We start from the raw sequence: 18,608 nt of genomic DNA, 5'->3' as shown, positions 1-18,608 counted from the left end.
TCGCCTGACGCGTTCGGCGACCTCGGGATCCGCTATCCCTCGGCGACCAGCACCCGTGCGGGCCTGCCGGGGTCCGACGACGCATATGTATCCGGTGCGGTGCGGGCAAATCCCCCCGGCGGGAGGAGGGACTCGAGTTCCGCCGCCGCCGCGGCGTCACGTGCGGAGATGGTGAGTTCCGTGGGTGCATCGTCGGTTGCCGGGGCGCTCACCACGACGGCCGTCGCCTTGTCCCCACAGATCGCCCACAACCGGTTGGTGATGCGAGCGCCGAGCGAATCGGGATTCGGTTCGGCCGCAATCAGTCTCGGATCCGGCTCGGCAGCACGCCGGTGGCGCACATTGGCCTCGAACGGAACCAGACGCTGATCCCACAACGCCGCCGACGCGCCCGCCAGGTCGCCGGGGGTGCCGGAGTTGTCCAACCAGACATCGGCCACCGCGCGACGCTGCTCGTCGGTTGCCTGCGCGGCGATGCGTGCGCGGGCATCGGCCTCGGGAAGGCCTCGCTGGGTGGTCAGCCGGTGAATCCGCAGCTCTTCGTCGGCGCCGACGATGATGACCAGATGAAAGAACGGCGCCCCATGGTTCTCCACCAGTAGCGGGATGTCCTGGATGACGATGGCGTCGTCGGGGGCGGCCTCGAGCAGTTCCTGGGTGCGCGCCCCGATGAGCGGGTGCGTGATGGAGTTGAGCGTGGTGCGGCTCTCATCGTCGACGAATGCCTTGGCCGCCAACGCGGCTCGGTCAAGGGTGCCGTCGTCGGCGAGAATGCCCTCGCCGAACGCCTCGACGAGGGCCGCGAGGCCGGGAGTCCCCGGCTCGACGACCTCTCGGGCGATCTTGTCCGCGTCGATGTGGTAGCCACCCCGCTCGATCAGTGTGGTGGCGACGGTCGATTTGCCGGCGCCGATGCCGCCGGTCAGCCCTACTCGGATCACGACTCCCAGTGTGGCAAACGGCCACGAAGTACCGGTCACGCGACCCGCGGGTGAAGATCGTCACACGTTGAGACATACTCGGACCAGCGTCTCTTCGAGGGGGTGCCTCGACACGGGGCCGACGGGCGAAGGAGGAGCGAGACCATGTCGTGCTGCATCGTGGTTGCCGTACTGCTCGGTGTCGGGGCCCGGTTCATGCCGTGGACGGAGGCACGCGACGACGGCGGGTTCGCACCGACGGCATCGCGGAGCGGACCCGGCGACGCCGGCGAGCGCCCGGTCTTCCGCGACCCGTTCGATGTCATCGTCGGTCGGCACACCGAACCGTCGGCACCGCCGCGTCTGCGGTCGGCTGTTCCGACGATGCTGCAGGCCGCGGCGTTGGGGTGCGCACTGTATCTGCCGTTCAGCGTGGCGTTGATGGCTCTCGGTATTGCCGAGGGCTCCGCGGCTCGGTGGTCATGGCTCACCCAGAGCCTGCTTCTGGCTGCCGCGACCGTGGCCGCGATCGGACTGTCGGCGGCGATCGGGCGCCGGACGTCGCGCCTGCGCGGGCCACTGGCGACGGGTATCTCCGCCACCACAATCGGCGCCACCCTGCTGCTGTTCCTGCAACTCGACCTGCACCTGGTCGGCCTCTTCCGTCTGACCTCGACGATCGCGACGATCGCCCTCCCGGCGATCCTGGCGACCGCATGCCTCGCGGGAATCGTCATCGCCCTGGCGGCCCGGGTGGCCGCCCCGACACGACCGGAGCGTCTTGCATGACCAACTCGACCATCGCGCAGCACACCACGGCCACCGACGTCGTCGAGTCGTCACCCGAGGACCTCGCCGCGCTGCGCTACCTCCTCGATATCGCGCTGCAGCCGGTCGATGACTTCACCGGCCTCACCCGGCTGGAACAGATCGGCGGCAGTGCGCTGCGCTACCAGTTGAGCTACGCGGGCTACTCGCTGTCGATGGCGCAGTTCACCCGGACCCCCGCCTTCGGCGGGTATCTCGCCGAGGCGCAGGCGAATCTGATCCGCAAGATGTGCGACAAACGAGTCTGGGGTTACTGGGCGTCGGAGCAGTTGGCCGGCTACGGCCGATGGAATCCCGACCCCATGGTGTTCGGGAACGTGATGTACACCGGCTTCTTCGCGGCCATGCTCGCCTTCTACGAGACCGTGAACGACGCACACGAGTTCGACGATCACGGCAGTCTCCGACTGCAGTGGAACGCGCGAAAGTCGTACCGCTACAGCTACACCGCGATTGCGCACGCGATCGAGCGGAACATGCGCCGGAGCCCGCACACGATGTATCCGTGTGAGCCGCATCTGATCTACCCGATGTGCAACGCGGTCGCCATGGTCGGTCTGCGTGGCTACGACCGCCTGCACGGCACGGATCTGACCGCCGATCTGCCGGACAAAATGCGCCTGTCGATGAGCGAGAACCACTATCGCCGACGCGACGGCCGTTTCGTCTTCGGACGGGGCCCACTGGGATTGGTGTTCCCACCGATGGTCGCCAACGACGCCGTGATGACCTATTGGCTCAACGGACTCATGCCCGACCTGGCCGAACAGACCTGGGACACGTTGCGTCGCAACCGGATACTGCACCGCAAGAAGCGCATCACCCTGCGGACGACCCCGGTGGATCACCTCGACGTGGGCTCATATCGCAGAGGCGACGGCTGGGCCTGGGTCAATCTGCTGATCGCCGCTCGCGAAATGGGCGACACCGAGGTCGCCACCGCCATCGCCGACAAGATCGACTCCGACATCGGCTACGACCGATCACCCACCGGCGCAGCAAAATTGGCGAAGGTCTCGACCTGGGTGAACTGCGCCCACGTACTCGGCCGGATGTCGGGCCCGGGGCGCATGCGAGCCCTTGCGACGGGCGACGTTCCGGACGCATGGCGAACCGGACCGCGACTGGCCACCGCCGCGTACCCGGAGGTTCTCGTCGCGAAGGCGGTCACCGACGGCGACGCCCTGGAACTCGTCCTCCGGCCGGGTTCCGGACCACGACGAGTCGCCCTCCGACTCGACCGCTTGAATCCGGGCACGCGTTATTCGGTGACCGGGGCGGTCGATCCCGACGTTCTCGCACGCGCCGACGGCACGGCATTGCTCGACGTGGATCTGCGGAACCGCTCCGAGGTTCACGTCCGCCCCCTCGTCTGACCGGACACGGGGCTCCTCCGACGGACCACACCACCGGCACACCTGCGGCGCGACGGTATCGGCTCCGACGAGATGACGATGTACGGTGCACGTCACTTGCCAGTCAATTCCTTCCTGGTTAATATCTTCCATGGAAGTAGTCATCTCGACAGATACTTCCGTCATACGAGAAATCAGCAGGAGAGGTGAAGGACATGAAGGCATGGGTGGCAACAGCCATCGGCGGACCCGAAGTACTCGAACTCCAGGACCTGCCCACCCGCACGGCAGGTCCCGACGAGGTCCGGATCGCGGTCCGCGCGTTCGGAATCAACGCCGCCGAGCGATACCGTCGGCTCGGTGTGATGGGACCGCTCGACGGAACGGTGGTGCCCGGGATCGAGGCCGTCGGCGAGATCATCGACGACCCGGCGGGGGTGTTCGCGCCGGGGACCGCGGTGGCCACCATCATGGGCGGACTCCAGTTCGACCGCACCGGCAGTTACGCCGAAGAGGTGGTCGTCCTGCGCAGCAACGTGGTGGCCCTGCCCGAGACATCGCTGTCGTGGGGAGATCTGGCGGCGCTCCCGCAGTCGTACCTCACCGCATGGGGCGCGGTGTCGCGGCGACTGCGGATCTCGGCGGGCGAGACCCTCGTGGTGCGCGGTGGCACGGCTGCACTCGGACTGAGTACGATCGCGTATGCGACGCATGTGGTCGGAGCACGGGTGATCGCCACCGTCCGTGACGAATCCACGATCCCGGACGTCCAGCGGTTCGGAGCCCGGCACGTCGTGGTGGAGGGCGATGCCATCGCCGATCGGGTCATCGAGGCGGCCGGAGGTGCCGTCGACGGAGTACTCGACGTGATCGGTGGACCCGGCATCGTCGACAGCACCGCCATGGTGCGCCCGTTCCGCGAAGTCGCGGTCGTGGGCCTTCTTGCCGGCCCGCCGGTCCTCGACGACGTCAACATCATGACCGACCTCGGTCCGGCGGTGGCCGTGGCGTTCTTCCCCAGTCAGCTCGTCGGGACTCCCGCGCTACCGATCACGGAGAGCCGCTCGCCGACATCATCGCCGGCGTCGAATCCGGTCGCATTCCGTCCCAGGTCGCCTACCGATTCGGTTTCGGCGACGTCCGCACCATCCACGCGATGCTCGACGGCGAACGGAAGCCGGGCAAGATCGTGGTGACGATGTAGCCATCGCCCGACACAAGATGACCAACTCGACAGGACCCAGCATGACAAACACTCCATCGAGTCCCCGTCCACCACTCGTCACCAGCTCGGACGGCCTCACCCGGCTACGTCTACTCGTAGAGGTCGAGTCGCGGCTCTGGCGGCAGGTCGACGATGCCCTTGCCGCCCGACAACTCCCACGACTCGCCTACGTGGAGACGATCACCGTCGTCGCGCGTGGGCACGACATCCGGCCGGGCGACATCGCGACCACGCTGGCCATCACCACCGGTGCCGCCAGCAAGATCGTCGACGGCCTGGTTCGTGACGGACTCCTCGAACGAGTCAGCAACCCCACAGACAGGCGCAGCCACACCCTCACACTCACCGCACGCGGTGTCGAGATCTATCACGAGGCTCGTGCGGTGGTCCATGAGGTGGTCGACACGACGTGGCCCCCGGGTTCCGAGATCGATGCCCTGCTCACCCAGATGCGGATCGCGCTGGTGGACTCGTCGGCTCGCCACGACGGACGCTGACAACCGAAAGGAGATCGACGATGCGTGCTGCCTGGTACGACGAGCGTGGTCCCGCCGCCGACGTACTGCACGTCGGCGAATTGCCCGTACCCGATCCGGGACCGGGTGAGGTCCGAATCCGGTTGTCCTACTCAGGAATCAGCCCTGGCGATGTCAAGAAGCGATCCGGCTGGCAGAACTCGCCGATGCCGTACCCGCGGGTCATCCCGCATAGCGACGGTTCCGGAATCGTCGACGCACTCGGGGACGGCGTCGGCAGCGTGAGTGTCGGCTCACCTGTGTGGGTGTACGGCGCCCAGTCCTATCGACCGTTCGGCACCGCCGCCGAGTTCACCGTTGTCCCTGCCGATCTCGCGGTGCCGCTACCGGACGGCTCAGACGCCGGAGTCCTCCGCCAGGCCGCAGTGCTGGGCATCACCGGTATCACCGGCTATCGCTCGGTCTTTGCCGATGGACCCGTGGACGGGCTGGCCGTTCTCGTGCACGGCGCCGCGGGCGGCGTCGGATCGGTCGCCACCCAGATGGCGGCGCGCGGCGGTGCCACCGTCATCGCGGTGGTGCGGAATCCTGAGCAGCGTTCGACCGCAACGCAATTGGGGGCACACCACGCACTGATGTACTCCGATCCCGACCTGTCCGCCCGGATACGTGACATTGCTCCCGACGGGGCGCACCGCATCGCCGACGTCGACTTCGCACGTCACATCGACCTCGATGCCCGATGTCGTCGCCGTCGGCGGCACCATCAGCGCCTACTACAGCAGCGCCGACCGGCCCGAGATCCCGTATTGGAAACTCGGATTCGCCGATACCACCCTTCGACTCCTGGGCAGTGACGATTTTGCACCGGAGGTCAAACATGCTGCCGCGCTCGAGCTCACCGCGGCGTTGGTCGACGGGTCACTCACCATCGGGGTCTCCGACGAACTCACCCTCGACGCCATCGTGCAAGCCCATCAGACGGTCGAGAACGGGAGTCCGGCCGGTCGAGTGGTGTTGGCGCTGAACTGACTCCGAGGAATCGGCGTGGCCCGTACGATCCGCGAGCAGTCTCGCCGCCTCAGCCGGTCACGCCCGTCAACTCAATGGTCGCCTGCGGCAACTGCGCCTGATCCTTCTGCTTCCCGTCGGCGAGATCGAACGCGGTGATCGTCTTCGCATTCGGGTCGCTGACATAGGCCACCCCGTTCTGCACGACCATGTTCGGCATCGGTGACTGCCATTCATCGGGTTCGGTCCAGGCGCCGATCGCCGGAATGGACCTGATCTCGGCGCCGGTGTTCACGTCGAAGACGTGGATCGCGCCGTCGGTGCCGAGGAGTACCGCCTCACCGTTGGGGCCCCGTTCCAGCGACCGGAAGCTGTAGCTGGTGGCGATCGGCACGATCCGGATCGTGCCGTTGCGGGTGTCGGTCAGCGAGAACTGTTGCGGGCGCTCGAGTTCGGCGTCCTGCTCCTTCTTGTAGTCGCCGAACGAGATCGGCGACGATTCGTCACCGGCCTGGTTGCCGATGCGGCCGTATGCATCGGGGCTCTGCACCTTCTGAATCTCGTTGCCGCGCACGATCAGGATGCCGTCCTCGCAGCCGAAGGTGAGTACTCCGTCGGCGGCGCCGGATTCGCCGTGAATGCCGGGGCATTGGTCGTTACGGGCGATCTCCTGGCGGTCACCATCCAGAATGGCGATCCCGCTGCGCTCGTCCTCATTGCCGACCGACACGACGAGCGTGTTGTCTGCGCGCGCCACCGCGACACCGTGGTGGGGTTCGGGCACGGTATGGCTCGTCGATTCGGCTCTCCCCTCGGCGAGCGCATCGGGGTCGACGATGTCGACTTCGCCGGTGCCGTCGGAGAACAACGTGATCCGCCCGTCGTGCGGCACGACGTGGCCGGGCTTTGTGCCACCGAATCGCATGTCCGTCATGGCCGGCGTGGCCGTGTAGGAGTGTCCGTGGTCGCCATGGGATTCCGTCCAGGTACCCATGTCCAGCACCTGGAATCCGTCGCTCGTGGACACGAACACGTTGCGGCCGTTGCCGGCCGAGTTGAGTCGGGTGAAGCCCTCGACCGGGATGTCGGCGACCTGGTCGAGCGAGTTCGCGTCGAGGATCAACACACCCCCGTCATACGACAGCGCGAGTCGCGGTGTCGCACTGTCCTGTTCGGTGGCCACCGGCGACGACGCCGCGGGCGAGGTGTCCTCGGAGGAGGAAGAGTCCGTTCCGCAGGCGACCAGCGCGAACGAGGCCACCGATGCCAGGGCAATGATCTTGGTCGGAATTGTCGGTTTCGCATACACAACGGACAGTCAACCCGGTAATGAAAATTATTGTCAAAAGACAATGTGTCCGATGTCCCGGTAAGACAGAACTCCCCGGCCCAAACCCGGGCCGGGGAGTTCAGTTGACTTACGTCAGGGCGCGATCAGGCGTTGCCCGACAGCTTCTCGCGAAGCGCGGCGAGCTGCTCGTCGCTGGCGAGCGAACCACCGGCCGACGACGAGGACGAGGACGACGACGAGGTCGACGCGCTACGGCTCTCCGATGCCGACGAGTAGTCCGACGGGGCCTTCTCAGCCTCGGCCGCGGCTGCGGCGAACTTCTCGATCTGGGCGGTGTGCATCTTGTGGCGACGCTCGGCCTCGGCGTACCGGGCCTCCCATGCCTCACGCTGCTTCTCGAAGCCTTCGAGCCATTCGTTGGTCTCGGCGTCGAAGCCCTCGGGGAAGATGTAGTTGCCCTGCTCGTCGTAGCTGTCGGCCATGCCGTACTTCGACGGGTCGAACTCCTCGGTGTAATCCTCGTTGGCCTGCTTGAGGCTCAGCGAGATCCGGCGACGCTCGAGGTCGATGTCGATGACCTTGACCATCGCGTCGTCGCCGACGGCGACAACCTGGTCCGGGACCTCGACGTGGCGCTCGGCCAGCTCGGAGATGTGCACCAGGCCCTCGATGCCCTCGTCGACGCGGACGAACGCACCGAACGGCACCAGCTTGGTGACCTTGCCCGGAACGATCTGACCGATCGCGTGGGTACGGGCGAACTGACGCCACGGATCTTCCTGAGTCGCCTTGAGCGACAACGAGACCCGCTCACGGTCGAGATCGACGTCGAGAACCTCGACGGTGACCTCGTCACCGACGGTGACGACCTCGGACGGATGATCGATGTGCTTCCAGGACAGCTCGGAGACGTGCACCAGACCGTCGACGCCGCCGAGATCGACGAACGCACCGAAGTTGACGATCGAGGAGACGACGCCCTTGCGGACCTGTCCCTTCTGCAGCTGGTGCAGGAACTCGCTGCGGACCTCGGACTGGGTCTGCTCGAGCCACGCGCGGCGCGAGAGCACCACGTTGTTGCGGTTCTTGTCGAGCTCGATGATCTTGGCCTCGATCTCCTTGCCGATGTACGGCTGCAGATCGCGCACGCGACGCATCTCCACCAGCGATGCCGGGAGGAAGCCACGCAGGCCGATGTCGAGGATCAGGCCGCCCTTGACGACCTCGATGACGGTGCCCTTGACGGCCTCGTCCTTCTCCTTGAGCTCCTCGATCGTGCCCCAGGCGCGCTCGTACTGTGCGCGCTTCTTGGACAGGATCAGCCGACCCTCTTTGTCTTCCTTGGTCAGAACCAGGGCCTCGACCTCGTCGCCGACGTTGACGACCTCATTGGGGTCGACGTCGTGCTTGATCGAGAGTTCGCGTGAGGGGATCACGCCTTCGGTCTTGTAACCGATGTCGAGCAGAACCTCGTCGCGGTCGACCTTGACGATGGTGCCTTCGACGATGTCGCCGTCGTTGAAGTACTTGATCGTGGAGTCGATGGCGGCGAGAAAGTCCTCAGCCGAGCCGATGTCGTTGACGGCTACTTGCGGCGAGGTGATGGTGGAGGACGGCATATTGGTGAGTTGCTCCGGACAGGTATGTAGTAGGTACAGTTTTGGTCGTGCTTGGGGGGCGTGCCCTCACCTGAGGGCAGACGCAACCGCGCGAGATACAGCACACGCGCGTCGATAAGGGTACTCCAGCGGCGTTGTGCTGGGCAAATGCCCTCCGGAGCGCCCGAGGCGTCAGGTCTCCCGAGCGACGACGAGAGGTGCAACGGTGGCGCACTCGGTGGAATTCCTCCTCGACGACACCTCTGACCAGCGAATCCGGCACCAATGGGCCGCCCTGGCCGACGCCGGACTACCCAACCAGGCCTCGATCCGGTCGTCGACCAACCGCCCACACGTCACCGCCATCGCCGCCGGTCACATCGCCTCCGGCATCGACGCAGCACTGTCCACGGTCGCGATGCGGCTGCCGTTTCCGGCGTCGCTCGGCGGCATCGTGGTCTTCGGCGACGGACACCGACGCGTCGTCGCCCGCCTGGTGGTGCCGACGACGGAACTTCTGTCGATGCACTCGGCGATCGTCCGCCTCGGGTCCGAGCACGCGACGTCGGACGGGCATGAGTCCGGACTGTTCGACCACTGCCGGCCGGGCCACTGGACGCCGCACGTGACGTTGGCCCGTCGCGTCGAGGTCGAGGCGATCCCCGATGTCCTGCGGGTACTCGGGACGGTCGCGGCGCCGCCGGACGCACCGACGACGATCACCGCGCTGCGCCGCTGGGATCCCGACACGGTCTCCGAGCACATCGTCGGCGGCCGGGCCTGCTGAGTCGGTTGCCCTGCTGAGTCGTATATCGATCGGACAAAACGGTCGACTATCGGTGGCGGCAAGCGGACCCTGGGACCATGACCGACCCCAGTCCCCTCGATGCGCCTGCCGCCGACAGCCTCGCGATGGCCGACGCCGACTCCGTCGCCGAACGACTCTTCGTCGACGCCCTGCACGTCTCGGAGTTCATGAGCGTGTACATCGGGGAACGGATGGGCTGGTACGCCGATCTCGCCGACCACGGCCCGACGACGTCAGCCGATCTGGCACAACGCACCGGCACCGATCCGCGCTACGCCCGCGAGTGGCTGGAGATGCAGGCCGCCTACGAGCTGGTGAGCGTCGACCTCGGGACCACCCCGCCGCGATTCGCCCTGTCGCCGGGCGCAGCGGAAGTCCTGCTCGACCGGCACAGTCTCGCCTATCTCGGGGAACTGCCCCGGATCTTCGCCGCCGCCTTCGGCCGCCTCCCCGAACTCCTCGACGCCTACCGCGGCGGTGGCGGCGTCAGCTGGCATCGGTTCGGCGCCGACGCACGCGAGTGCCAGTCGGCGTTGAACCGTCCCTGGTTCGAGCGCGCGCTGGCGCCGGCGTTGGCGTCAGTCCCCGAGGTGGACCGGCGGCTGCGCCGCCCGGGTGCCCGGGTCGCCGACATCGGATGCGGTTTCGGGTGGTCCACGATCGCCCTCGCGGCCGCCTACCCCGAGAGCACCCTCGTCGGACTCGACGTCGACGAGAAATCGGTGGACGCGGCCCGCGGCAATGCCGACGAGGCCGGGATGGCCGCACGGGTTCGCTTCGAGGTCGCCGACGCCGCGACCCTCGCCGGCGGCGAGCCCTTCGATCTGGCCTTCGCCTTCGAGTGCGTCCACGACATGCCCCGACCGGTGGAGGTCCTCCGCGCGGTGCGGCAGGCACTCGCGCCCGGCGGTTCGATGATCGTCATGGACGAGGCCGTCTCCCCCGCGTTTGCCGGGCCGGCCTCCGAGGTCGACCGCCTGATGTACGGCTTCTCGCTGTTCATCTGCCTGCCCGACGGCATGTCGTCGACGCCGTCGGCGGCCACCGGCACGGTGATGCGACCCGACACTCTCCGCACCTACGCGATGAACGCCGGATTCCACGACATGACAGTGTTGCCGATCGATGGCTTCTCGTTGTTCCGCTTCTACGAGTTGACGGCGTAACCGCCTGTGGCCGATCCCGCTCTACACTCGCTGCGTGAACTCTCCTGATCCGTCGACGCCCGATTCACCACACCAACCGCGGATCCTCGGTGACATCGACTCGGCGGTCAGCGAGCGGGCCAACCGCTCGTGGTGGGATCTGGAAAGCCGTGAGTATCACCGCGAGCACGGGGATTTCCTCGGCGCCGATGTGGCCGGCGGCGACTTCGTGTGGTGTCCGGAGAATCTGCACGAGGCCGATGCGCACCTTCTCGGCGACGTTCGGGGACGCACCGTGCTGGAAGTGGGATGCGGTTCGGCGCCGTGCTCGCGGTGGCTCGCGACCCGCGGCGCACACGTCGTGGCCACCGATCTGTCCCGCGGCATGCTGGGCTACGGCATCGCCGCGATGGAACTCTTCGGCGAGCAACGGGTGCCGCTGGTTCAGGCCAACGCCGAATCGCTGCCCTTTGCCGACACCTCGTTCGACATCGCCTTCTCCTCGTTCGGGGCCGTCCCCTTCGTCGCCGACTCCGCGACCGTGATGGCCGAGGTCGCCCGCATCCTCATTCCCGGTGGGCGGTGGGTCTTTTCGATCAATCACCCGATGCGCTGGATGTTCCCCGACGACCCCGGCCCGGACGGTCTGACCGTGGCCATCCCCTACTTCAACCGGACGCCGTACTCGGAGGTCGACGCAGACGGCACGATCACCTATGTCGAGCATCATCGGACGATCGGTGATCGAGTCCGCGAGATCCGTTCGGCTGGAATGATTCTCGACGACATCGTGGAACCCGAGTGGCCCGACGACCTGGAACGCGAATGGGGACAGTGGAGTCCGTTGCGCGGCAGCTACTTTCCGGGTACAGCGATCTTCTGCTGCACGAAGCCCGACTGATCCCGGTCACACCTCACCTGATCTGGTAAATCCACGCGGTGGGCTGCGATAACGCACCGGTGCCCAACCATTCGTAATCGCGGGCCATCCCGGCGCCGTGAAAGTTGCGCAGAAAGTTCACCATCCTCGCGCGGTCACGAACCCCGGAATCGATCGCCTTGAGCATGATGGCCGTCAGATCGTAGCTCTCGGCGGCGAAGAAGTGCGGTTCCCGCCCATATCGCTCCCGGTAGTCACTGACGAATGCGGGTGCGGCCGGGCCACATTCACAGGTGAGGCGTACCCCCGATCCCTGCGGTCCGGTGATGGCGAAGAACGATCGGTTCACCACTCCGTCGCCGCCGGCGTAGATCGGCGCCGCCAGGCCCGCGGAGCGTAGTTGATCGACGAATGGCGCCGCCTCGTCGGTCACTCCGAGGTAGAAGACGGCGTCTGGTGCCTGACTCTTGACCTGCTGCACCTGCTGTGGAAACTGTTCACTACCCACCGGCACGGTGATCACACAGGAGTTGTCGGCCGCGGCACCGAGGTTCGATGCGAACATCCGCGCCGCGGCGGCGGTGTACGCGTCGTCGTCACTGACCACACATACGCGGCGGTACCCCTCGCCCCGGAGATAGAGGGCGATTGCCCGGTTGAGGACCCCCTCGTACGCGGCGCCCATGAAGAAGTTGCCCCAGTTCTGCTCGAGGAGCACGCTTCTCGTTGCCGACGGGCTCGCAAATGCAAGCCCCACCGGCGCAAGTACAGGGCCCGTCGCCGCAGACTCTGCAGATGACCACGGGCCGATCAGGCCGATGATCGACGGATCGGCGGCGGCGGTCTGAGCCACCCGGGCAGCGGTGTCGGCCGATGCCTGCGTGTCGAACTGGGCGATGCCCACCTGGCATTCGGGGTTCGCCGAGTTATGCGCATCGATCGCCATCCGAACACTGTTCGGCAGGGTACTGGCGGTTTCGGCGCGGGCCCCGCTCAACGGCGCCATGAGCGCCAGTTTCGTCGATGAGCCGCAGACCGCCTTCCCATCGCCCGCCGGGTCCAGCGTGGAGTCAGAGGCGTTGTGCGCCACCGGCACCCCGTCCAACGACACCTGGATGATCTCGGACACACGTGTTGGTTCGACGGGTGCGGCATTCGCGCCGGCGATCGAGTCAGCGGACGACTCGCCGTCGGGCCACAGGACCAGCCCCGCCACCACCGCAGCGACCACGAGAAGGACCAGTACCGGGACGCCGATCATCATGACTCGCCGACGCCTCGCCCGACGTGCGTCGGTGGGGCGACCCGATTCGCCGGACACCGCTCCGCTCGCCGGATTCGGCGGCCCGAACGGGGAATTGGCGAACGGGGAATTGCCCCTCGGGTCGATCATTCCAGGATTCGAGAGTGGTGACATGCCAGGGTTCGAGATCGGCGGCATGCCAGGGTTCGAGATCGGCGGCGCCACCCGGGGAGCGGTTACGGGGCGACTACTCGGAGCGGGCCGCGAGACAATCTGAGTTGCCGACGTCGCTTCTGAGGCCATCGGCGCAACCGCGGCGACTCCGATCTGCCGTACGACCGTCGTCGCGTCACGGACGCTCGGGTTCAGTCGGGCGAGGCCGGTTCGGATGTCGTCGGCGAATTCACCACATGACGCGTAGCGGTCTGGCGGCCGCTTCGCCATCGCCCTGGCCAATGCAGCGTCGAGAGGCGCAAAATCGGCAATCACATCGCTCAATCGCGGCGGCGGCGAGTTCCAGTGCGCAGCCATGATGGCCCCGGGATGTTCCCCGGCAAATGGGGGGTGTCCGGCCAAGAGCTCGAAAACCGTGCATCCCAACGCGTATTGATCAGAGCGGCCGGAGGCTGAACTCCCGTCGAGGATTTCCGGTGCGGCGTAGTGCAGGGTGCCGATAAAGGCGGCTGTCGCTGTCAAGTGGGCGCTGGAGGTGATGAGGCGGGCGATACCGAAATCGAGCAGCGTCACCTGCTCGATCGCGGTGCCCGGACCGTCGCGGGTGATCATGATGTTGCCCGGCTTGACGTCGCGGTGAACGACATCTCGCTGGTGCGCGTAGTCCAACGCCGACGCGGTGGCCGTGACTATCGTGCCGATGTCGCCTGGACGCAGCGGCTGATGACGTGAAAGATCCTCCCCTGCAATATATTCCATGGTGAACCAGGGAACCTGGTCGGTAACCCCGTAGTGATAGATGGTGACGATGCTGGGATGTTTGAGAGATGCTGCCGTTTGCGCCTCGCGGGTGAACCGCTGCTGGAAAGACTCATCGCCACGCGCAGATATGAGTTTCAGTGCCTCCAACCGGCCCAGGTGGGGATGTTCGACAAGGTAGACGTCCCCCATCCCGCCCGACCCCAGCGCACGCACGACCCGATAGCCTGCGAATTCAGCACCCGTTTCGAGTGGCATGATCTACCTCCGTGTGGACGCGCCAGGCGCAGAAAAGCGACGATCAGCGCGATCAACACGGTAGCGAAGAGTCATGAACAATGGTGGCGGTTCACCCTCATTTACCACCAAAGAATGTACTGCACATAGTTATTCAAACGAAGGAACAGGGCTTCCCGGCCACTCTTCCCCGGTTATGGAAATCAACCCATTTCTTATAACAGCTTCGACAGGAAACCCTTTGTCCGTTCATGCTGTGGATTTCCGAGAACCTCGCGCGGAACACCCTTTTCGACGACGACGCCACCGTCCATGAAGACGAGTTGATCGGCAACCTCACGGGCGAAACCCATCTCGTGGGTGACCACAACCATCGTCATCCCCGATGCCGCGAGTTCACGCATCACCCCGAGCACCTCGCCTACCAGTTCGGGATCGAGCGCCGAGGTGGGCTCGTCGAAGAGCATCAGTTTCGGGTCCATTGCGAGCGCCCGTGCGATCGCCACACGTTGCTGCTGGCCACCGGACAGTTGCGCCGGGTAGGTGTCGGCCTTGTCCGCCAACCCCACCCGGTCGAGTAGCTCTTTTGCCCTCGCGATGGCCTTGTCCTTGGACTGCTTCTTGACCTGCGTCGGCGCCTCGATCACGTTCTCCAGCGCCGTCCGATGCGGGAACAGGTTGAAGTGCTGAAACACCATCCCGATGTCCCGACGTTGCTTGGCCGCATCCTTCGGGCTCATCTCGTAGAGTTTGTCGCCACGCTCCCGATAGCCGATGAGGTCACCGTCGACGTACAGGCGTCCGGCGTTGACCACCTCGAGGTGATTGACGCAGCGCAGGAAGGTCGACTTGCCCGAACCGGACGGGCCGATCAGGCAGAGGACCTCGCCCTTCGCGACCTCCAGAGTGATGCCCTTGAGCACCTGGAGAGTCCCAAAACTCTTGCACACGCGGTCCGCCAGCACCATGGGCTGCGTCTTCACGTCACCGACGCTCATCGCTCTCCTCATCGACGACGACCTTGTTCTGCGCTGCCGCCATTGCCTTCAACTGCCGGGCCGTGAGTTGCCTCGAGGCACCTCTCGCGTAGTAACGCTCGAGATAGAACTGGCCGACCATCAAAATGCTGGTGACCGCGAGATACCAGCTCGAGGCGACCAGCAGGAGTGGAATCGGCTCGAAATTCACACCCGAAATATCGTGCGCGACGCCGTAGAGCTCGAGGCTGAACGGAACGGCGGTCACCAGGCTGGTGGTCTTCAGCATGCTGATGACCTCGTTGCCGGTCGGCGGGATGATGACCCGCATGGCCTGAGGGAGCACCGTGCGCCGCATCGTCTGGGTCCACGACATCCCCAGCGCCACCGAGGCCTCGGTCTGCCCCTCGCCCACCGAGGAGATACCGGCGCGCACGATCTCTGCCATGTAGGCGGATTCGTTGAGCGCCAGACCGATCATCGCGAAGGTGAATGCCGCGTTGAGTGACTGGATGTCGAAGTGGGCGAACTGGTAGACGAACGGGATTCCGAGATCGATCTGTTTGTACAGCGCCGGGAAGAGCCCCCAGAACACCAACTGCACGTACACCGGCGTGCCGCGGAAGATCCAGAGATACACCCAGGACACCGATCGCAGAACAAGGTTCGGCGACAGTCTCATGACCGCCAGCAACACGCCGAGCACGATGGCGATCACCATCGACAGCACGGTCAACGCGAGGGTGTACCCGACACCTTCGAGGATGCGGGTGTCGAAGAGGTACTTCGCGTAGGTGCTCCATCCGTAGGCACTGTTGGTGGCGGCGCCGTAGACGAACAAGAACAGCAGGACGAGGACGATCGCCGCGGCAACCCACTGCCCCGGATGCTTGAGTGGTACCGCCTTGATCGGTGCGGGTCCTGACGAATCGTCAGAACCCACACCGATCGGACCGGTTGCCGGTGAGCTCACCCCGGTCAGCTCGTTGCGCCGTTGATGACCGCGGTCGGAATGGCTCCGGCCTCTACGCCCCAATGCTCGGTGATGGTCTTGTACTGGCCGTTGTCGATCAGGTACTGAACGGCCTTCTGTACGGCCTGCGCGAGCTGCGATCCCTTGGCGATCGGGTAACCGTAGGGCGCCGAGTCGAAAACCCCACCGGCCGCTTCGATCTTGCCGCCGGCCTGTTTGATCGCGTACGCGGTGACCGGCGAATCCGCCGACATCGCGTCCACGCGGCCCAGCACGAGAGCGTTGGTGGCCTCGGACTGATCGGTGAACTTCACCTTCTCGATGGCCGGCTTACCCGCATCGGTGCACGCCTTGCTCTTGGCCGGGATCTCGTCGGTGTCCTGCACGGTCGTGGCCTGCACCGCGACCCTCTTGCCGCAGGCATTGTTCGGGTCGATGTTCCCACCGGCCTGCTGCGCCCACTGAGTGCCGGCGTTGAAGTAGGTGACGAAGTCGACCTGTTGCTGCCGCTCGAGGTTGTCGGTGAACGAGGACATACCGATGTTGAAGGTTCCTGCCTGGATCGACGGGATGATCTTGTCGAAGTCGGCTTCCTTGTAGACCGGGGTGAGGCCGAGGACCTTGGTGATGGCGTTCATCAGGTCGACGTCGAAGCCGATGATCTTTCCGCTGCTGTCCTTGAACTCATTGGGTGCGTACGGAACGTTCACACCGACGATCAGCTGTCCTGACTGCGCGATCTCGGCGGGCAGAAGCGCTGCGATGTCGGCTTGCTTCGCCACGTCGACGGTGATGGGTTGGATTGCGGTGGTACCGCCGCTCCCCTCGGTCGACTCGTCGTTCGAGCAACCCGCCACCACCAGCGCGATCACCGCCAGCAACAACGTGAGAATCCCCGGCAGCCGCATCGCTGCTGATCGGATTGAACGCTCGCGCATCACACATCCCCTTCACGCCCCGACATCGGAGCAGGTTTGAACCAATCGAAACTGCCGTGTCCCCCGGCGTCTGAACTTACTGCCTGAACGGCCACTTCACCGGTTGGTTACGAAAGATTAACCGGCTGAGCCGATCTGACCGTCCAGGTGAGCGATCACCCGCTCGCCCACCTGCACCGTCGTCGCCGAACCACCCAGATCGGGAGTGAGCGCACCGTCGGCAAGTGCCGCTGTGACCGCCGCATCGATCGCGTCGGCGGCGCGTGTCAATCTCTCGTCGGTGGTGCGCCTGCCGTACCACCGCAACGCCATCGAGGTGGACGAGATGATCGCGATCGGGTTGGCGACGCCGCGCCCTGCGATGTCGGGCGCCGCGCCGTGCGATGCCTGCGCCATAACGACGGTGTCCGAGCAGTTGATCGAGCCGGCCATGCCGAGCGACCCGGCGAGTTCACCGGCGAGGTCGGACAGGATGTCGCCGAAGAGGTTCTCGGTGACGATCACGTCGAAGTCGCCGGGCCGGCGCACCAGCAGGGCGGCCATGGCGTCGACGTGCGCGTCGGTCACCGTCAGGTCGGGGTATCCGGCGGCGACCTCCCGGCACACGTCGCGGAACAGTCCGGTGGTCATCGTCAGCACGTTGGCCTTGTGCACGATCGTCAACCGGCCCGATCTCTCCGTGGCCAACTCACACGCCTGCCGTGCGATGCGTTCGGTTGCGGCCCGTGTGATCACCCCGACCGCCAACGCGATGTCCGGGGTCGGCATGAATTCCCCCGACCCGACCGCCATGTTGCGGTCGGCGTAGAGCCCTTCGGAGTTCTCCCGGGCGATGACGACGTCGATCTCGGGTGCGAGCGCGCCCACGCCCGGAAGGCCGCGGCACGGGCGCAGGTTGGCGTAGAGGCCGTAGCGTTTCCGGATCACCGCGCCGGGTGTCAGATCGCCGGCGAAGCGTTCGGGGTAGCCCGCCGAATCGTGTGGGCCGAGTACCCAGATGTCGAGCGCATCGAGCGCCTCCAGGGTCTGTTGGGGTATCGGCGTGCCGTGGGACTCGATCGCCCCTCGCCCCAAAGGCAAGGACAGCCAATCGAATTCGAATCCCTCATGCGCCGCCGCGGCATCGGCGACGGCCACCGCGACCGGCACGATCTCCGGGCCGATGCCGTCGCCGTTGAGGACTCCGATACGTACCGTCACGTCGTGTCAGCTCCTGTGTTTGACGATGCACGCACCGTCGGAGAACTGCGCGCACACGTCCTCCGCGTCACCGCGCGACCGGGTCGGCCGGGCCACCACGTAACGGCTTGACGAGCCCACCATCTCACCCGGCAGGATCAGCGAACCGTAGTGTTCGTCGCGTACGGCCTCCGCGCCGCCGTAGTCATCGAACGCGCCGAACTGTGCGTACCACTCGGTGTCGGCAATCGGCGGCACGGGCAGGTCGGGGGTGCCTGTGTCATCGCCGTCCGGACCACCGGAATCGGCCCCACCACCGGAATCGTCCAAGTCCTCAGTCGACGAGGGTCGGCTGGTCTCGGCGGTGGTCGGCGTGGTCGCGGGGGCGGTCTCGGTGATCACGACGGTGCTCGTGGTCGATCCCGAATCGGACTCGGCTTCCACCGAGTTCCATTGTCCCCGTGATAATTTCACGCCGACAATGACCGCGCCGACGACGATCACCCCGACCACCACTCCCACGATGACGGGGATCACCCAGGGTGATCGTTGCCGCGGCGGTTCGTCGTAGCCGTCCATTCTCAAGAATCA

Annotated in this window: 17 protein-coding genes; 8 read left to right on the top strand and 9 right to left on the bottom strand. The window is 65.8% G+C overall.

What is annotated here, in order from left to right; translation table 11 throughout:
* Positions 1-32: 32 nt before the first annotated feature.
* Positions 33-941 (bottom strand): dephospho-CoA kinase, encoded by a 909-nt coding sequence (gene coaE, locus ACWDPV_RS17410; RefSeq protein WP_348807504.1) that lies wholly within the window; start codon positions 939-941, stop codon positions 33-35.
* Between the two features lie 144 nt (positions 942-1,085).
* Here coaE and ACWDPV_RS17405 point away from each other — a divergent pair, with 144 nt between their 5' ends.
* The 5 genes from ACWDPV_RS17405 to ACWDPV_RS17385 all read left to right on the top strand — a co-directional run bounded on the left by ACWDPV_RS17405 (position 1,086) and on the right by ACWDPV_RS17385 (position 5,661).
* Positions 1,086-1,709 (top strand): hypothetical protein, encoded by a 624-nt coding sequence (locus ACWDPV_RS17405; RefSeq protein WP_449743994.1) that lies wholly within the window; start codon positions 1,086-1,088, stop codon positions 1,707-1,709.
* Positions 1,706-3,124 (top strand): linalool dehydratase/isomerase domain-containing protein, encoded by a 1,419-nt coding sequence (locus tag ACWDPV_RS17400; RefSeq protein ID WP_449743993.1) that lies wholly within the window; start codon positions 1,706-1,708, stop codon positions 3,122-3,124. Before ACWDPV_RS17405 ends, ACWDPV_RS17400 begins: the two co-directional genes overlap by 4 nt.
* Positions 3,125-3,318: 194 nt before the next feature.
* Positions 3,319-4,299: a zinc-binding dehydrogenase gene (locus tag ACWDPV_RS17395; protein ID WP_449743992.1), complete on the top strand. Its 981-nt coding sequence runs from the start codon at positions 3,319-3,321 to the stop codon at positions 4,297-4,299.
* A 49-nt stretch (positions 4,300-4,348) separates the two neighbouring features.
* Entirely contained in the window at positions 4,349-4,825 is a 477-nt protein-coding gene (locus tag ACWDPV_RS17390) for a MarR family winged helix-turn-helix transcriptional regulator (protein WP_449743991.1), read from the top strand.
* 20 nt (positions 4,826-4,845) lie between these two features.
* A complete protein-coding gene (locus ACWDPV_RS17385; RefSeq protein WP_449743990.1) occupies positions 4,846-5,661 on the top strand; it encodes an NADPH:quinone reductase in 816 nt (271 codons plus the stop codon).
* Positions 5,662-5,885: 224 nt separating this feature from the next.
* Here ACWDPV_RS17385 and aztD read toward each other — a convergent pair whose 3' ends face one another.
* Both aztD and rpsA read right to left on the bottom strand, forming a co-directional pair.
* On the bottom strand, positions 5,886-7,124 hold the full coding sequence (gene aztD, locus ACWDPV_RS17380) for a zinc metallochaperone AztD (RefSeq protein WP_449743989.1): 1,239 nt from the start codon (positions 7,122-7,124) through the stop codon (positions 5,886-5,888).
* 125 nt (positions 7,125-7,249) lie between these two features.
* Positions 7,250-8,725, bottom strand: coding sequence for a 30S ribosomal protein S1 (gene rpsA / locus ACWDPV_RS17375; protein WP_348807507.1), 1,476 nt, complete (start codon positions 8,723-8,725; stop codon positions 7,250-7,252).
* 205 nt (positions 8,726-8,930) lie between these two features.
* Here rpsA and ACWDPV_RS17370 point away from each other — a divergent pair, with 205 nt between their 5' ends.
* From ACWDPV_RS17370 to ACWDPV_RS17360, 3 genes are all read left to right on the top strand, one after another.
* The gene (locus ACWDPV_RS17370; protein ID WP_449743988.1) at positions 8,931-9,491 is read left to right on the top strand and encodes a 2'-5' RNA ligase family protein; all 561 of its coding nucleotides are present in this window, start codon (positions 8,931-8,933) and stop codon (positions 9,489-9,491) included.
* Between the two features lie 77 nt (positions 9,492-9,568).
* Positions 9,569-10,678 (top strand): class I SAM-dependent methyltransferase, encoded by a 1,110-nt coding sequence (locus ACWDPV_RS17365; protein WP_449743987.1) that lies wholly within the window; start codon positions 9,569-9,571, stop codon positions 10,676-10,678.
* A gap of 34 nt (positions 10,679-10,712) precedes the next feature.
* Complete coding sequence (locus tag ACWDPV_RS17360; RefSeq protein ID WP_449743986.1) at positions 10,713-11,558, top strand: class I SAM-dependent methyltransferase; 846 nt, start codon at positions 10,713-10,715, stop codon at positions 11,556-11,558.
* Between the two features lie 13 nt (positions 11,559-11,571).
* Here the strand turns inward: ACWDPV_RS17360 and ACWDPV_RS17355 are convergent, their stop codons facing one another.
* The 6 genes from ACWDPV_RS17355 to ACWDPV_RS17330 form a co-directional block, all read right to left on the bottom strand.
* Positions 11,572-13,971 (bottom strand): protein kinase domain-containing protein, encoded by a 2,400-nt coding sequence (locus ACWDPV_RS17355; protein WP_449743985.1) that lies wholly within the window; start codon positions 13,969-13,971, stop codon positions 11,572-11,574.
* A 194-nt stretch (positions 13,972-14,165) separates the two neighbouring features.
* On the bottom strand, positions 14,166-14,948 hold the full coding sequence (locus tag ACWDPV_RS17350) for an amino acid ABC transporter ATP-binding protein (protein WP_348809987.1): 783 nt from the start codon (positions 14,946-14,948) through the stop codon (positions 14,166-14,168).
* Positions 14,935-15,900, bottom strand: a complete 966-nt coding sequence (locus tag ACWDPV_RS17345) for an amino acid ABC transporter permease (RefSeq protein WP_449743984.1) — start codon at positions 15,898-15,900, stop codon at positions 14,935-14,937. Before ACWDPV_RS17345 ends, ACWDPV_RS17350 begins: the two co-directional genes overlap by 14 nt.
* A 5-nt stretch (positions 15,901-15,905) precedes the next feature.
* On the bottom strand, positions 15,906-16,838 hold the full coding sequence (locus ACWDPV_RS17340) for an ABC transporter substrate-binding protein (protein WP_449743983.1): 933 nt from the start codon (positions 16,836-16,838) through the stop codon (positions 15,906-15,908).
* A gap of 117 nt (positions 16,839-16,955) precedes the next feature.
* Positions 16,956-18,038: an isocitrate/isopropylmalate dehydrogenase family protein gene (locus tag ACWDPV_RS17335; protein WP_449743982.1), complete on the bottom strand. Its 1,083-nt coding sequence runs from the start codon at positions 18,036-18,038 to the stop codon at positions 16,956-16,958.
* Positions 18,039-18,044: 6 nt separating this feature from the next.
* On the bottom strand, positions 18,045-18,596 hold the full coding sequence (locus ACWDPV_RS17330) for a hypothetical protein (RefSeq protein ID WP_348803960.1): 552 nt from the start codon (positions 18,594-18,596) through the stop codon (positions 18,045-18,047).
* Positions 18,597-18,608 lie beyond the last annotated feature (12 nt).

The organism is Gordonia sp. NPDC003504 (genome assembly GCF_053587995.1).
Note: the sequence above shows the minus strand (reverse complement) of the source record. Positions and strands in the feature narration are given on the sequence as shown.